The organism is Pseudomonas sp. GW821-FHT09E04 (genome assembly GCF_059416185.1).
On the sequence record NZ_JBWKOR010000004.1, the window covers coordinates 271,802 to 286,994 of the forward strand.

General features: G+C 61.5%; 12 protein-coding genes. 8 read left to right on the forward strand and 4 right to left on the reverse strand.

Translation table 11 applies throughout. The features are described 5' to 3' along the window. Positions 1 to 135: 135 nt before the first annotated feature. The 5 genes from AC07N4_RS16285 (at position 136) to ilvD (ending at position 7,122) form a co-directional block, all read left to right on the forward strand. A complete protein-coding gene (locus AC07N4_RS16285; protein WP_096817544.1) occupies positions 136 to 1,332 on the forward strand; it encodes a class I SAM-dependent rRNA methyltransferase in 1,197 nt (398 codons plus the stop codon). 436 nt (positions 1,333 to 1,768) lie between these two features. Beyond that, positions 1,769 to 2,836, forward strand: a complete 1,068-nt coding sequence (locus tag AC07N4_RS16290; protein ID WP_493065680.1) for a SagB family peptide dehydrogenase — start codon at positions 1,769 to 1,771, stop codon at positions 2,834 to 2,836. Next, on the forward strand, positions 2,833 to 3,789 hold the full coding sequence (locus AC07N4_RS16295; RefSeq protein ID WP_102619678.1) for a diiron oxygenase: 957 nt from the start codon (positions 2,833 to 2,835) through the stop codon (positions 3,787 to 3,789). The genes AC07N4_RS16290 and AC07N4_RS16295 overlap by 4 nt, the downstream gene beginning before the upstream one ends. Continuing rightward, positions 3,782 to 5,014, forward strand: a complete 1,233-nt coding sequence (locus tag AC07N4_RS16300; protein WP_102619677.1) for an MFS transporter — start codon at positions 3,782 to 3,784, stop codon at positions 5,012 to 5,014. Before AC07N4_RS16295 ends, AC07N4_RS16300 begins: the two co-directional genes overlap by 8 nt. 266 nt (positions 5,015 to 5,280) lie before the next feature. Beyond that, on the forward strand, positions 5,281 to 7,122 hold the full coding sequence (gene ilvD, locus AC07N4_RS16305; protein ID WP_096817537.1) for a dihydroxy-acid dehydratase: 1,842 nt from the start codon (positions 5,281 to 5,283) through the stop codon (positions 7,120 to 7,122). 105 nt (positions 7,123 to 7,227) lie between these two features. On the opposite strand, the gene AC07N4_RS16310 is transcribed toward ilvD, so the two are convergent. Continuing rightward, positions 7,228 to 8,289, reverse strand: a complete 1,062-nt coding sequence (locus AC07N4_RS16310) for an HAD family hydrolase (protein ID WP_096817534.1) — start codon at positions 8,287 to 8,289, stop codon at positions 7,228 to 7,230. Positions 8,290 to 8,529: 240 nt separating this feature from the next. Between AC07N4_RS16310 and AC07N4_RS16315 the strand changes: the two genes are divergently transcribed. Further along, entirely contained in the window at positions 8,530 to 9,921 is a 1,392-nt protein-coding gene (locus tag AC07N4_RS16315; RefSeq protein ID WP_085689555.1) for an L-cystine transporter, read from the forward strand. A 144-nt stretch (positions 9,922 to 10,065) separates the two neighbouring features. On the opposite strand, the gene AC07N4_RS16320 is transcribed toward AC07N4_RS16315, so the two are convergent. Beyond that, entirely contained in the window at positions 10,066 to 10,578 is a 513-nt protein-coding gene (locus tag AC07N4_RS16320; protein WP_102619674.1) for a dihydrofolate reductase, read from the reverse strand. Between the two features lie 85 nt (positions 10,579 to 10,663). Between AC07N4_RS16320 and AC07N4_RS16325 the strand changes: the two genes are divergently transcribed. Both AC07N4_RS16325 and AC07N4_RS16330 read left to right on the forward strand, forming a co-directional pair. Next, entirely contained in the window at positions 10,664 to 12,037 is a 1,374-nt protein-coding gene (locus AC07N4_RS16325; protein WP_493065679.1) for a DUF2868 domain-containing protein, read from the forward strand. Further along, positions 12,030 to 13,406 carry a GTPase/DUF3482 domain-containing protein gene (locus AC07N4_RS16330; protein ID WP_493065678.1) on the forward strand — a complete coding sequence of 459 codons (1,377 nt, stop codon included), beginning with the start codon at positions 12,030 to 12,032 and terminating at the stop codon, positions 13,404 to 13,406. Before AC07N4_RS16325 ends, AC07N4_RS16330 begins: the two co-directional genes overlap by 8 nt. A gap of 58 nt (positions 13,407 to 13,464) precedes the next feature. Here AC07N4_RS16330 and AC07N4_RS16335 read toward each other — a convergent pair whose 3' ends face one another. Together AC07N4_RS16335 and AC07N4_RS16340 are read right to left on the reverse strand one after the other, a co-directional pair. Then, positions 13,465 to 14,022 carry a phosphonate degradation HD-domain oxygenase gene (locus AC07N4_RS16335; RefSeq protein ID WP_493065677.1) on the reverse strand — a complete coding sequence of 186 codons (558 nt, stop codon included), beginning with the start codon at positions 14,020 to 14,022 and terminating at the stop codon, positions 13,465 to 13,467. Then, positions 14,022 to 15,167 carry a TIGR03364 family FAD-dependent oxidoreductase gene (locus tag AC07N4_RS16340; RefSeq protein WP_493065676.1) on the reverse strand — a complete coding sequence of 382 codons (1,146 nt, stop codon included), beginning with the start codon at positions 15,165 to 15,167 and terminating at the stop codon, positions 14,022 to 14,024. Before AC07N4_RS16340 ends, AC07N4_RS16335 begins: the two co-directional genes overlap by 1 nt. Between the last annotated feature and the right edge of the window lie 26 nt (positions 15,168 to 15,193).

Below are 15,193 nucleotides of genomic sequence, written 5' to 3' on the forward strand. Positions count from 1 at the left end.
AACTTTCATTCAAGACCATTTGGCCAATTCTGCCTTCATCCGCTGACAGGCCGGGCTTACGCGCCACATGTCCAGCACCGAACCCGCGTGCAGCGCAACACGGTATACTCCCGCTCTTTTTTCCGGAGCGACGTCATGTCCCTGCCTAGCTTGCGCCTCAAAGCCAACGCCGACCGTCGCCTGCGCGCCGGTCACCTGTGGATCTACAGCAACGAAATCGACGTGGCCGCGACCCCGTTGCACGGCTTCAAGGCCGGCGACCAGGCGATCCTCGAAGCCGCCGGCGGCAAGCCGCTGGGCATCGTCGCCATGAGCCCGAACAACCTGATCTGCGCCCGCCTGCTGTCGCGCGACATCAAGCTGCCGCTGGACAAGTCGCTGCTGGTGCATCGCCTGAACGTGGCCCTGTCCCTGCGCGATCGCCTGTTCGACAAGCCGTTCTATCGTCTGGTCTACGGTGATTCCGACCTGCTGCCGGGTCTGGTGGTCGACCGTTTCGGCGACATCCTCGTGGTGCAGATCGCTTCGGCGACCATGGAAGCGCATAAAGATGACGTGATCGCGGCGCTGACCCAAGTGCTCAAGCCAAGCGGCATCCTGTTCAAGAACGATTCCGCCGCCCGTGATGCCGAAGGCCTCGAGCGCTACACCGAAACCGTGTTCGGCCTGGTGCCGGAGTGGGTGGCGCTGGAAGAGAACGGCGTGAAATTCGAAGCCCCGGTGATTCAGGGCCAGAAAACCGGCTGGTTCTACGACCACCGCATGAACCGCGCGCGCCTGGCCCCTTACGCCAAAGGCAAACGCGTGCTGGACCTCTACAGCTACATCGGTGGCTGGGGTGTGCAGGCTGCCGCATTCGGCGCCAGCGAAGTGTTCTGCGTCGATGCCTCGGGTTTTGCCCTCGACGGTGTTGAACGCAACGCCGCGCTGAACGGCTTCGCCGACAAGATGACCTGCATCGAAGGCGACGTCTTCGAAGCCCTGAAGGAACTCAAGGCCAGCGAAGAACGCTTCGACGTGATCGTTGCCGACCCGCCTGCGTTCATCAAACGCAAGAAGGACATGAAAAACGGTGAAGGCGCCTACCGCCGCCTGAACGAGCAAGCCATGCGCCTGCTCAACAAGGACGGCATCCTGTTCAGCGCTTCGTGCTCGATGCACCTGCCGGAAGACGACCTGCAGAACATCCTGCTGACCAGCGCCCGTCACCTGGACCGCAACATCCAGCTGCTGGAGCGTGGTGGGCAGGGCCCGGATCACCCGGTGCACCCGGCCATTCCGGAAACCCGCTACATCAAGAGCATCACCTGCCGTCTGCTGCCCAACAGCTAACGGTATCGATGCATAAAAGAAGGGGAGCCAACGGGCTCCCCTTCTTTTTGCCTTCCGTTATTGGCTTTCCTACATTTATCGTCCGGTCAGCGTGCAGGACATTTCCTTACATCCATCATTTACCAATATCTAACTTACAAGACCTTTTCAAGCGGAAGATCACTCCGACAAAATTACTGGAATATTCCTACTTAATATCCGCTTGCGATTAATCCATTACAAACTATTATTAAGTCGTCACCACGAGGTGGCACTCAACAAATAACGAAGCCTCAATGAACAAGGAGTTCAAACATGAAAGCAATTGCTCTGGAATCCCGCAAAATCGCAAACCTGGCTTTTCTGGTTGCACCTAAAACCCGATAAGTAAGGCGGCGCTGGGTATTGCCGGCTACCCAGCGTCTTTGATGACCTATCCAGAGAGCCTTGCCTTAACATGCAAATAAATCCCTATCTATTCATATTGCCGCGCACGCCAGGACAAATAGTCTGGAACTATAAAGATCACACGCAACATGAACTCGATCTGGACTATTCATCTCGCCTGGCACAACTAATCCACAACCCCGAGCTGTACGACAACGACAACATCATAGATACACAGTTACTCAACGCCGGAATACTGACAACATCGACAATAAACAACCCCATATGGGGCTGGGATGAACTGTCGAAGGTTTATCACATCGGCACCCGCAACATTCCCTGCGAATACATTCCGAAAAACATTCATGAATGGGCCAGACAATACCTGGAACATTGCAACGAAGTGCTCGCCTCCTCGCCCCCGGCCGATGACACGGCTGAGCGCCCCCCAGGCAGACGCATCGCTCTCCCCGCGCCGTCGACATTGAATGACGACAGTCTGTCGAACGCCCTGACCCGGCGAAAAACCTGCCGGTCCTTCACCGGCTCTTCCATCGCGCTGAAAGATGTCGGCACTTTGCTCTACCTGACCCTCGGATACCTGCGCGAGCGCGAAGGCGACGACAGCGTCGCCGAAGGACTCGACGCCCGCCGCAGCAGCCCTTCCGGTGGCGGGCTCAATGCCTGCGAAGGTTACCTGCTGATCCAGAACGTCGAAGGACTGGCACCTGGCGTATATGCCTATCACCCGACCGAACACGCCTTGAGCCTGATCAACCCGTCGCCCGACACAGCGCTGGGCAATCTGCTGGGAGGCCAGCACTTCATCAACAACCTGCCACTGGGCCTGTTCATCACCGCCCGTTTCGACAGGCTCTGGTGGAAGTATCCCCACTCGCGCGCCTACCGAATGGCGTTCGTCGAGGCCGGGCATCTTTCACAGACGTTTCAACTGGCCGCCACCGCGCTAGGCATGAACACCTGGCTGACAGGCGCATTCGCCGACGATCAGGTCGACACATTGCTGCAACTGGAGAACGCTACCGAGCAACCGCTGTTCTTTGTCGGTTGCGGCGAAAGCGACGGTCAGGCGATGTGCCAGGAAATGCGCGACCTGCTGCGTGAGTCGCAAGCATGAGCCTTCTCTCCCAAGCCCCGGCCTTCGAGTTTTCACTGGGCGACTGGAACACCCGCGCTTCGGTGCGTACCAGCGCCCACGATTACCGCTTGCCGGCTGACATCGCGCAACAACTGGAAACCCGTCATTGGTTCCCGCCGGCATTTCTGCCCTATCTTGCCCACCCGGCCATCGAAGCGGCGGGCCGTTCGGTAGTGCATCGGCTCACGGCCAGTCATCTGGTGCATTTTCTCGACTACACCACGTTACTTGAACACCGCATCGTCAATCGCGCCGTCGAAGTCATCGTCCACGGCGAACTGCCGGTCGATCTTCTGCCATCCATGAAAACCGCCGCACTGCAGCTCTACACCGATGAGGGCTACCACGCCCTGTTTTCCCATCAGGTCGCGGAACAGATCGCCGGGTTCTACGCCATCACAGGGCGCCCGGTGATGCCCAGGCGCATCACGCGGATGGACGGGCTGATCGCCAGAACGCCTCAAGAGCAGCGACCGCTGACAGGGTTCCTGCTCGGCTTCGTCTCGGAAACCATCATTGCCCGGGAGCTGCTCGACGTCTGCCGGGACAGCCTGGTGTCCGGGGTCAACGACATGCTGCGCGATCACCTCACGGACGAAGCGCGCCACAGTCGCTACTTCACTGAAGTGTTCCACTACCTCTGGCTGCACCTGGGCGCGCAACAACGAACCTTCGCCGCCGCCACCCTGCTTGAGATCCTCGGGATCTTCTTCGAAATCGATGAACCGTGGCTGCAGCAAAGCCTGTGCAACGCCGGGATCGCAGACAGCGTCGTGACGGAGATACTCGGCAAGCTGGTAACAGTGCAAGCCACCCGATCGCGCGCACGGGCAGGCAGCGTCGCCACGTTGAATGCACTGAAGAAAGCCGGATTTTTCACTGAACCTCAAAACCAGATACTTTTCGCCAAGGCAGGATTGATCGATGGATAAAGGAAAATCCGGGATGACGACCCGACAACGTCGCGGGGCCGTCAGCCTGTTGCTGGCGATGGTGTTGCTGGGTGTATTTCCGCTGGATGTCCTGCTGCCTTCGTTCCCGGCGCTAGCCGAACACTTTCGCAGCACTCCGGCGGACATCGCACTGTCCATCAGCCTGTTCGCCGTCGGTATCGCCTTCGCCCAGTTGCTGATCGGGCCGCTGTCGGATGTGATCGGTCGCAAGGGGCTGCTGCTCGCCGGCATGAGCGTTTCAATGCTCGGTGCCCTCGGGTGTGTAATGACCTCGGACTATTCGCTGTTCCTGATATTCCGGGTCGTTCAGGCGCTGGGTTGCGGTTGCTTCGTGCTGTCCCAGGCGCTGGTCCAGGATCTGTTCGAAGGCGAGGAACGCGATCGCCTGCGAATCCTGATGGTCACCGCCGGCGGGATTTTCATCTCGGTATCACCGCTGGCAGGGACTTTCATGCAGGCAACGTTGGGCTGGCGAGGCAGCTTCTGGGTGTTCATCACATTATCCGCCGTAGTGCTGCTCAAGGCCTGTCTGTTTCTGGAGAACACCCGACCGACCACCCGAGGCACAAGCACGAACTTCCTCACGGCTTACCGTCGGGTGCTGGGGGATTTCGACTTCGTCGGCTACTGGCTGATTTCGGCATTCGCGTTCGCCTGCCACTTTTCATTCATCGTGATCTCGCCGCTGATCTTCATGGACCGGCTGCAATTGTCCGCCTACGAATTTTCCTTGATCCTGCTGATCTACGGTGCGGCGTACGTCACCGGGGGCATCCTCGCCAGCGTGCTGAGCAGGCGCATCACCAGCGGCCAGCAGATGGTCGTCGGTTTGAGCCTGATCCTGTTCGCCGGTGTGACCATGCTGTACCTGTCGTCGAGCTTTGCACTGGCTCCGGCGACAGTGCTGATCCCGATGCTGATCTGCACCGCCGGCACCACCATCGCCCGACCGGCCGCCACCTCACGGGCCATGGGCCTGTTTCCGGACATCGCCGGCACCTCGGCCTCGGCCGGCAGCACGATCATTTTCATCTGCGGCGGTTTGATCAGTGCCTTGATCAGTCTGAGCCCGACCAACCTGCAATCCACCCTGGGCTACAGCTTTGTCTTGCTCAGTGGTGTGGCGCTCGCCTTGAACAACCGGATCAGCCGTCGCGCCAGAATCCTGCAAACCGGTGCCATCGCACAGCCGGGCGGCGATTAAACCTGCCAGTCGTCATTCCGCACGGGGCGTCAGCGCTGGAACAACGTTTTGCGCCATTCCCTCCTGACGCCAGCGGTGTAGAATCGCGAGATTCATCGCCATTCATCCCCGGCGGGTTTATGAGCTCAGGCTGAGACCAGCGGCGATCCCGCAACGTCATCGGCAACTTCAGGACACACGGCCATTTCTGAGTGTTCCAGACGTCAATAGAAGCTCACTCCCCTTTTGCACCTGATTAGTAAGTGATTAGCCGCCCGGAGTGCTCCATGCCAGATTACCGTTCGAAAACATCCACCCACGGCCGCAACATGGCCGGCGCCCGCGCACTGTGGCGCGCCACCGGGATGAAAGATGACGACTTCAAGAAGCCGATCATCGCGATTGCCAACTCCTTCACCCAGTTCGTACCGGGCCACGTTCACCTGAAAGACCTGGGCCAACTGGTTGCCCGTGAAATCGAACGCGCCGGTGGCGTGGCGAAAGAATTCAACACCATCGCCGTGGACGACGGCATCGCCATGGGTCACGACGGCATGCTGTATTCGCTGCCGAGCCGCGAAATCATCGCCGACTCCGTCGAGTACATGGTCAACGCCCACTGCGCCGACGCCATCGTCTGCATCTCGAACTGCGACAAGATCACCCCGGGCATGCTGATGGCCGCCCTGCGCCTGAACATTCCGGTGATCTTCGTCTCCGGCGGCCCGATGGAAGCCGGCAAGACCAAACTGGCCAGCCACGGTCTCGACCTCGTCGATGCCATGGTCATCGCCGCCGACTCCAGCGCTTCTGACGAGAAGGTTGCCGAGTACGAGCGCAGCGCCTGCCCGACCTGCGGTTCGTGCTCCGGCATGTTCACCGCCAACTCGATGAACTGCCTGACCGAAGCCCTGGGCCTCGCATTGCCGGGCAACGGTTCGACCCTCGCCACCCACAGTGACCGCGAACAGCTGTTCCTGCAGGCCGGCCGCACCATCGTCGAACTGTGCAAACGCTACTACGGCGAGAACGACGAGTCGGTACTGCCGCGCAACATCGCCAACTTCAAGGCGTTTGAGAACGCGATGATGCTCGACATCGCCATGGGCGGCTCGACCAACACCATCCTGCACTTGCTGGCCGCTGCCCAGGAAGCCGAGATCGCGTTCGACCTGCGCGACATCGATCGCCTGTCGCGCGTAGTGCCACAACTGTGCAAAGTCGCGCCGAACATCCAGAAGTACCACATGGAAGACGTGCACCGCGCCGGCGGCATCTTCAGCATCCTCGGTTCGCTGGCCCGTGGCGGCCTGCTGCACACCGACCTGCCGACCGTGCACAGCCGCAGCATGGAAGAAGCCATCGCCAAGTGGGACATCACCCAGACCGACGATGAAGCCGTACACCACTTCTTCAAGGCCGGCCCGGCAGGCATTCCGACGCAGACCGCGTTCAGCCAGTCGACCCGTTGGGAAACCCTGGACGACGACCGTGAAAACGGCTGCATCCGCAGCTTCGAGCATGCCTATTCGAAAGAAGGCGGCCTGGCCGTGCTCTACGGCAACATCGCCCTGGACGGCTGCGTGGTGAAAACCGCCGGCGTCGACGAGTCGATCCATGTGTTTGAAGGCAACGCGAAGATCTTCGAAAGCCAGGACAGCGCCGTGCGCGGCATCCTCGCCGACGAAGTGAAGGAAGGCGACATCGTCATCATTCGCTACGAAGGCCCGAAAGGCGGCCCGGGCATGCAGGAAATGCTCTACCCGACGTCGTACCTGAAATCCAAAGGCCTGGGCAAAGCCTGCGCCCTGCTGACCGATGGCCGCTTCTCCGGCGGCACCTCCGGCCTGTCCATCGGCCACGCTTCGCCAGAAGCTGCAGCCGGCGGCGCGATCGGTCTGGTGCAGGACGGTGACAAGGTGCTGATCGACATTCCGAACCGCTCGATCAACCTGTTGATCAGCGACGAAGAACTGGCTGCACGCCGGGTCGAGCAGGACAAGAAGGGCTGGAAACCGGTGGAAATACGTCCACGCAAAGTGACCACCGCCCTCAAGGCCTACGCCCTGCTGGCCACCAGCGCCGACAAGGGTGCGGTGCGTAACAAGGCGATGCTCGACGGGCTGTAAGCGTCAAATCGCAGAAACAAAATGCCCCGCCAAGTGCGGGGCATTTTGTTTCCTTCAGTTTGATCGTTCCCACGCTCTGCGTGGGAACGATCATCGTAGAAAGGATTACTGAATTTCTTCCGGCTTCACGATCACCCAGTTCTTGTCCGCCGTCACCGGCAAACCTTCTTTCGCCTGCGCCGCTGCGTGTTTGGCCATCATGCCGTTGAGCTGGGTCATGTACTTGTCCTTGCGGTTGACCCACAGGTGAATGCCGCCCTTGGCCACGTCGACGCTGTGGAACAGCATGTAGCCGTCGCTGCTCGGGGTGTCGCCGCCCACCAGCACCGGTTTTTTCCATTCGTCGATGTAGGTCAGGATCGCCGCGTGCTTGCCGGCCATCCAGGTCGCCGGGGTCCACAGGTAAGGCGTCAGTTCCAGGCCGAGGTTGGCCTTCTCGTCATACTTGCCAGCGGTGATCTGCTTGCGCGCGGTGGTCAGTTCGCCAGTCTTCGGGTCTTTGAGCAGCAGCGAAACACCGATCACGTTCTGCGGTTTGACGTTGTAGCCGTACTTCGGATCGGCCGCGACCATCCGCACCAGTTCTTCGGAGGCGGCGGTCATCACATAGACCTCGATGCCGTTCTCCATCAGCTTGTTGTAAAGCTCGGCCTGACCGGCGAAGACTTTCGGCGGCTGGACGTCGAGGTTCTTCACCACATCGCCATCGTAATAAGTCGCCGGCACCGGTTTGCCCGACGCCATCAGCTCATCGACGTAGCCTTTGAGTTCCTTGAGGGTGAAACCGGAGAACACCTGCGCGACCCATGGATAGCAGACCATGTCGTCGACTTCGCAGAGGCGATAGTAGTAGCTGAACAGGCTTTCCTTGTGGTCGGCGGTGTCCTTGAACGGCATCAGTTTCAGGGAGGGGTCGAGTTTGTCGCGGGTGATCAGGCCCTTGTTTTCCATGAACGGCAGCAACGACTCTTCGAGGTCGTAGCGGTAGCTGGTGTTGTCCATGTCGAACACCGCGTAGTTACCCTTGTTGGCGTTGGCGGCAATCATCGCGTCCAGCGCCTTGGCCTGATCCGCCGGCCAGTGTTTCAGGTCGGTGGCGAACGCCTGAGTGGCCAGGCCCATCCCCACAGTCAGCGCGACAGCCAGAAATTTCGGTGCAAACTTCATGGACACTTCTCCCTGAGTCAAAGAAATCGACGCTAACAAATAAATGTGACAGTCCTCGTCTGTCAGCGACCGTCCGCGTCCCTTCCGCGCCAGTTGCATCCCCGAGAGCGACACACGCTTATTCCAAAAACGACGGACGACCTTCGATTTCGGTATTAATTCATTGGAAATCAAACTGTTAGGCTTGCCGGTTCGCAACAGCCCCGGAAGGTTGTTGGCACAGTCTTTTCTGGAGTCCTCATGAATCTGCCTCTGATTCTCAACTTGCTGGTGTTCCTCGCCCTGCTCTTCGGCCTGGCGCAAACCCGTCACACCTCGTGGAGCCTGGCGAAAAAAGTCCTGCTCGCGCTGGTGCTGGGCGTGGCATTCGGCGTCGCGCTGCACACGATTTACGGTGCCGGCAACCCGGTGCTGAAAGCCTCGATCGGCTGGTTCGACCTGGTCGGCAACGGTTACGTGCAACTGCTGCAAATGATCGTGATCCCGCTGGTGTTCGCCTCGATCCTCAGCGCCGTGGCCCGTCTGCACAACGCTTCATCGCTGGGCAAGATCAGCTTCCTGACCATCGGCACACTGCTGTTCACCACCGCGATTGCGGCGCTGATCGGTATCGGCCTGACCAATCTGTTCGGCCTGACCGCCGAAGGCCTGGTCGCCGGCACTCAGGAAATGGCCCGTCTGCAAACCATTCAGACCGACTACGCCGGCAAGGTCGCCGACCTGAATGTGCCGCAACTGCTGCTGTCGTTCATCCCGCAGAACCCGTTCGCCGACCTGGCCCGGGCCAAGCCGACGTCGATCATCAGCGTGGTGATCTTCGCCGCGTTCCTGGGGGTTGCCGCGCTGCAACTGCTCAAGGATGACGTCGAGAAAGGTCAGAAAGTGATCAACGCCATCGACACCCTGCAAGCCTGGGTGATGCGTCTGGTGCGTCTGGTGATGAAGCTGACCCCGTACGGCGTGCTGGCGCTGATGACCAAAGTGGTGGCGGGTTCCAACCTGCAAGACATCATCAAACTCGGCAGTTTTGTGGTGGTGTCGTACCTCGGTCTGGGCCTGATGTTCGTGGTGCACGGCCTGCTGGTGTCGGCGGCCGGGATCAACCCGCTGCGCTTCTTCCGCAAGATCTGGCCGGTGCTGACCTTCGCGTTCACCAGTCGCTCCAGCGCCGCGAGCATCCCGCTGAGCATCGAAGCGCAGACCCGTCGTCTGGGCATTCCGCAATCGGTTGCCAGCTTCGCCGCATCGTTCGGTGCGACCATCGGCCAGAACGGCTGCGCCGGTCTGTACCCGGCAATGTTGGCGGTGATGGTTGCGCCAACGGTCGGCATCAACCCGCTGGATCCACTGTGGATCGCGACGCTGGTGGCGATCGTGACCTTGAGTTCGGCCGGTGTGGCGGGCGTGGGTGGCGGTGCGACTTTCGCGGCACTGATCGTGCTGCCGGCCATGGGCTTGCCGGTTTCGCTGGTGGCGTTGCTGATTTCGGTCGAGCCACTGATCGACATGGGTCGTACGGCGCTGAACGTGAGTGGTTCGATCACCGCTGGCGCGATTACCAGCCAGGTGATGCAGCAGACCGACAAGGCCCTGCTGGATGCCGATGAGCATGCGGAGCTTGCTCAGGCTTGATTGACGTTGTAGCGAGGGAGCGTGCTCCCTCGCTGATCGTTCCCACGCTCCGCGTGGGAATGCAGCCCGTGACGCTCTGCGTCACTGGACGCGGAGCGTCCCTAGAGGCATTCCCACGCAGGAGCGTGGGAACGATCAATTGAGCTAAACCCGCTCCCAGACTTCGAAGTTGTAAGCCGGTTTGTCGCCTTCAGCCGGATTCGGCACGTTCGACACCAGCTTCCACTGGTTGAGATCGAACTCCGGAAACCACGCATCGCCTTCCGGGCTCAGTGCCACACGGGTCAGATACAGACGATCCGCCTGCGCCAGCCCCTGCGCATACAGTTGCGCCCCGCCAATCAGCATCAATTCGTCGACGCCCTGCTCTTTCGCCCACTCTTCGGCGCGAACCACGGCAGCTTCCAGCGACGGATAGACTTCCGCCCCTTCCAGCACCAGATCGGCCTGACGGCTGACCACGATATTCAAACGGCCCGGCAACGGACGACCCAGCGAATCCCAGGTCTTGCGACCCATGATGATCGGCTTGCCGAGCGTCGTGGCCTTGAAGTATTTGAAGTCCCCCGGCAGGTGCCAGGGCATGCTGTTGTCGACGCCGATCACGCGGTTTTCACCGAGGGCTGCGATCAGGCTGAGGGGGAGTGATTTAGTCATGCCGGCGAGGATACCAGAGCCGCGCTTACCCCGATAAGCGCCACAGCGGTTATGCTCACGGCTCAATCAAGCAACGGGATGCCGCGTGACTGAACTGACTCCACTGCAAAACCTCTGGCTCACCGAAACCGTGCGCCTGCGCGAAGAACACGCAGGCCCGCTGGACGATCTGGAAGCCAATCGCCTGGCCCGCGCGGCCGGCGGCGATCTGCCGAGCCGCATTCAACGCCGCGCCCTGTGGCTGGCCGAGCGCGATGGCCTGACCTCTGCGCTCAAGCACTGGCTGCAAGGCGCCCGTCTGGCGCTGGTGCTGCTGGCGATCTTCGCGGTACTGAGCGGCGCCGGCCTGGCTTTCGCCGCACTGGGCCAGACGCCGGTCAATGTGTTCTGGGCGCTGGGCAGTCTGCTCGGGCTGAACCTGATTTTGCTGTTGAGCTGGGCCCTGGGGCTGATCTTCGCTGGCGAACACGGTGCCACCCTTGGCCGCTTGTGGCTGTGGCTCAGTGAAAAACTCGCCCGCGATGCCAAGGCTGCGCAACTGGCGCCGGCCCTGCTGTTGATGCTGCAACGCAAGAAGCTCAATCGCTGGGCGCTCGGCTCGCTGGTCAATGGCCTGTGGCTGCTGGCGATGTTCAGCGCGCTGGTTTTGCTGCTGACGCTGATGGCAACCCGGCGCTACGGCTTCGTCTGGGAAACCACGATTCTCAGTGCCGATACGTTCATCAACATGACCCAGGTCCTCGGCACATTGCCGGCACTGCTGGGCTTCAACGTGCCGACCGTAGACATGATCCGCGCCAGCGGCGACACCGCGCTGAACATCGAAACCGCCCGACAGGCCTGGGCGACCTGGCTGGTCGGCGTGCTGGTGGTGTACGGCGTGCTGCCGCGCCTGCTATTGGCGCTGTTTTGCTTCTGGCGCTGGAACAGCGGCAACGCTGCGTTGCGTCTGGACCTGAACCTGCCCGGCTACGCCCAGTTACGCGAACGGCTGATGCCGACCAGCGAACGCCTGGGCATTACCGACCCTGAGCCTGCGCAACTGCACCGCGTCGAAAGCGCCGTCGGCGAACACGCCAGCGATGGCGCCCTGCTGGTGGCGATCGAGCTCGACGATCAGCACCCATGGCCGCCGGCGCTGCCGAAGAACGTCAGCAACGCCGGCATCCTCGACAGTCGTGAATCACGCAACAAACTGCTCGAACAGCTCAGCCGTTTTCCGCCGGCACGCCTCGCGATTGCCTGCGATCCGAGACGCTCCCCGGATCGCGGCAGCCTGGCACTGATCGCCGAGCTGGCGCGCAATGCCGCCGCGACCCGAATCTGGCTGTTGCAGGCGCCATCGGGACAGGCGCTGGACGCCGAACGCCTCGGTGACTGGCATGTGGCGCTGCAACAGCTGGAGCTGCCATTTGCCGATTGCGCCCCGTTGAACTGGCTGGAGCACGGACATGACTGATGCCTGGAAAGCGCCGCTGAAACTGGCCGTGGTCGGCCACACCAACGTCGGCAAGACTTCGCTGCTGCGCACCCTGACTCGCGACGTCGGTTTCGGCGAAGTCTCCCATCGCCCGAGCACCACGCGGCATGTCGAGGGCGCGCGGTTGTCGGTGGATGGCGAACCGTTGCTCGACCTCTATGACACACCGGGTCTGGAAGACGCCATCGCCCTGCTGGATTTTCTCGAGCGCCTGGAACGCCCCGGCGAACGCCTCGACGGCCCGGCGCGGTTGGCGCGGTTTCTCGACGGCAGCGAAGCGCGCCAGCGTTTCGAACAGGAAGCCAAAGTGTTGCGGCAACTGCTCGACTCCGACGCCGGCCTGTATGTGATCGACGCCCGAGAGCCGGTGCTGGCCAAGTACCGCGATGAACTGGAGGTGCTGGCCAGTTGCGGCAAGCCGTTGCTACCGGTGTTGAATTTCGTCAGCAGCGCCAATCACCGCGAGCCGGACTGGCGTGAAGCGCTGGCGCGCCTGGGACTGCACGCGCTGGTGCGCTTCGACAGCGTCGCCCCGCCCGAGGACGGCGAGCGACGACTGTATGAAAGCCTTGCGTTGCTGCTGGAAAATGCCCGCCCACAACTTGAACGCCTGATCGCCGATCAACAGGCCCAACGCCTCGCCCGCGAACAAAGTGCCGCACGCCTGATCGCCGAATTGTTGATCGACTGCGCCGCGTGCCGGCGCAGCGTGGCGAGCAACGCGGAACAGGAACAACAGGCCATCAGCGAACTGCGCAAGGCCGTGCGCCAACGCGAGCAGAAATGCGTCGAAGCGCTGCTCAAGCTCTACGCCTTCCGACCGCAAGACGCCGCGGCCAGTGATTTGCCGCTGCTCGACGGGCGTTGGGGCGATGACCTGTTCAATCCGGAAACCCTCAAGCAACTGGGGGTGCGAGTCGGCGGCGGGATTGCGGCCGGCGCAGCGGCCGGTGCAGGTGTGGATCTGCTGGTGGGCGGCATCACCCTCGGCGCCGCCGCCCTGGCCGGCGCAATTGCCGGCGGCGCCCTGCAAACCGCCCGCAGCTACGGCAATCGCCTGCTGGGCAAGATCAAGGGACAAAGGGAGCTGACGGTCGACGACAACGTGTTGCGCCTGCTGGCACTGCGTCAACGGCAACTGCTGCAAGCGTTGAATGCCCGTGGCCATGCGGCGCTGGACAGCATTCAGGTGGTGACGCCACAGGACAAGACCTGGCGCGAAGGCAAGCTGCCCGAAGCATTGGGCAAGGCCCGGGCGCATCCACAGTGGTCGTCGCTCAATCCGCATCCGAAGCTGAATCAGGCTGAGCGGCAGGAGCAGATTGAGTCTTTGGCCACAGAGCTCTAGTGCCTGACCTGACCCCATCGCTGGCTTGCCAGCGATGGGGTCAGGTCAGTTCAAAGACTTACGCAGCAAGCAACCGAGCTGCTTTGTCTTTCAGCACGCCCAGATCCATCACCGGCACGGCCATTTCCTTCGCCAGTTCATCCCACTGGCGCATCCGAAGACTCACAGCGCACAACGGATCCCGCTCGAACGCATCGGCTTCAGCCTCCGTCATCACCCCGCCCTGATATTCCAGAGTGCGTCGGCTGGCTTCGCTCAAGCGCTCGTAATAGCCCGAATCCCTGAGTGTCAGATAGCGCTTGGCCTGGACGTGATACTCCACCAGACGCGCCATGCGTTCGCTAAATCCGGCCTCGCGCAAATAATCGGCACCGAGGCGCTCGTGGCTGACCACGCCGTAACCGCCCATGTTCTCCGCACCTTCGGCACACAAATGACCGATGTCATGGAAGAACGCGGCAAGCACCACTTCATCGTCAAAACCTTCGGCGATGGCCAGTTGCGCAGCCTGGGACATGTGCTCGATCTGCGACACCGGTTCGCCGATATAGTCGCTGGCACCAAACCGCTCATAGAGCCCGAACACCCGGGCGATCACCTGTTCGTGCCCCGTCATCAAACCTCTCCCAGCAAGGTTGCGATGTTGCGCTCGGCCATGGCCGGGCCGACGCTCATGCCGACGCCACTGTGCATCAGCGCCACACTCAGCCCCGGCGCCGGACGCAGGAACGAAAACGGCCCCGGCCCCGGCCCCGGCCCCCGAGAACCATAGACACCCTGCCAGCGCTCGACCACTTGCACCTTGCAGCCGAGGGTCTGTTCGGCCAGTTCGAGCATCCAGTTGTCGACCTGCTCGGCGTTGAACGGCGACGGATCGCTGCCGTAATGGTGCGAGTCGCCGATGATCAGTTCGCCATACGGCGTCGGGCTGATCAGCAGGTGAATGCCGTTTTCCTGCAGGTGCGGTTGCTCGCGCAGGATCTGCGCCTGCACCGCTGCGGCTTCCGGCAAGTCGGCGAAGGCGCCGTAGTGCACGCAGCTGAGGCCGGTGAGCAAGGCGTGTTGCAGGTTCAGGTCAATTTGCGGCCGGGCGCGGAGCATTTGCAGGCGGCAGATCTGTGGGTCGAGGGCGGCAATCGGCTCGGCCAGCAAGGTCTGATAATCGTGGCCGGAACAGACAATGATCTGCTCGGCGGTAAAAGTGCCGGCAGTGCTTTGCAGCCTCCCCGGCTCGACGTCGCGCACCAGCGTCGAGAAGTGGAACTCGACGTTGAGTTCGCGACGCAGGTAATCGATCAGCGCCGGAATCGCTTCCCGGGAATACAGTTGTTGATCGTCCATCCCGTGCAGCGCGGCGCGGTGATGGCTGAACTGGCCGCCATACAGATCTCGTAATGCGGCACCGCGCAACAGGTTGACGCGATAGTCGTGCTCCACGGCGCGCCCGACGCAGAAGGCATCGAGCAAGTGCTCTTCGGCCTCGGTACGGGCGAACAGGTACGAGCCGTTGCGCTTGAGTTGCAGGCCGGCGAGCTGCGCCCACTGACCCCAGATCTCGCGGCTGGCCTTGGCCAGTTCGAGCATCAGGCCCGGTGGCTGACCGGTGACCAGTGCCTGGCCGAAGTTGCGAACCGACGCGCCGAGTGGCGTAGCGGTGCGCTCGAAAACCGTGACTTTGAGACCACGCCGGGCGGCGGCATAGGCGTGGGACAGGCCCAGGATGCCGGCGCCGACGATCAGCAAGTCTTTGTGTTGTGTCATTGAGAGGTGCTCTGAATGAGAGACCG

Bases quoted from the DNA above. Each gene is read 5' to 3' on its own strand.
- AC07N4_RS16285 (WP_096817544.1), top strand. From the start codon at position 136: ATGTCCCTGCCTAGCTTGCGCCTCAAAGCCAACGCCGACCGTCGCCTG.
- AC07N4_RS16290 (WP_493065680.1), top strand. From the start codon at position 1,769: ATGCAAATAAATCCCTATCTATTCATATTGCCGCGCACGCCAGGACAA.
- AC07N4_RS16295 (WP_102619678.1), top strand. From the start codon at position 2,833: ATGAGCCTTCTCTCCCAAGCCCCGGCCTTCGAGTTTTCACTGGGCGAC.
- AC07N4_RS16300 (WP_102619677.1), top strand. From the start codon at position 3,782: ATGGATAAAGGAAAATCCGGGATGACGACCCGACAACGTCGCGGGGCC.
- ilvD (WP_096817537.1), top strand. From the start codon at position 5,281: ATGCCAGATTACCGTTCGAAAACATCCACCCACGGCCGCAACATGGCC.
- AC07N4_RS16310 (WP_096817534.1), bottom strand. From the start codon at position 8,289: ATGAAGTTTGCACCGAAATTTCTGGCTGTCGCGCTGACTGTGGGGATG.
- AC07N4_RS16315 (WP_085689555.1), top strand. From the start codon at position 8,530: ATGAATCTGCCTCTGATTCTCAACTTGCTGGTGTTCCTCGCCCTGCTC.
- AC07N4_RS16320 (WP_102619674.1), bottom strand. From the start codon at position 10,578: ATGACTAAATCACTCCCCCTCAGCCTGATCGCAGCCCTCGGTGAAAAC.
- AC07N4_RS16330 (WP_493065678.1), top strand. From the start codon at position 12,030: ATGACTGATGCCTGGAAAGCGCCGCTGAAACTGGCCGTGGTCGGCCAC.
- AC07N4_RS16335 (WP_493065677.1), bottom strand. From the start codon at position 14,022: ATGACGGGGCACGAACAGGTGATCGCCCGGGTGTTCGGGCTCTATGAG.
- AC07N4_RS16340 (WP_493065676.1), bottom strand. From the start codon at position 15,167: ATGACACAACACAAAGACTTGCTGATCGTCGGCGCCGGCATCCTGGGC.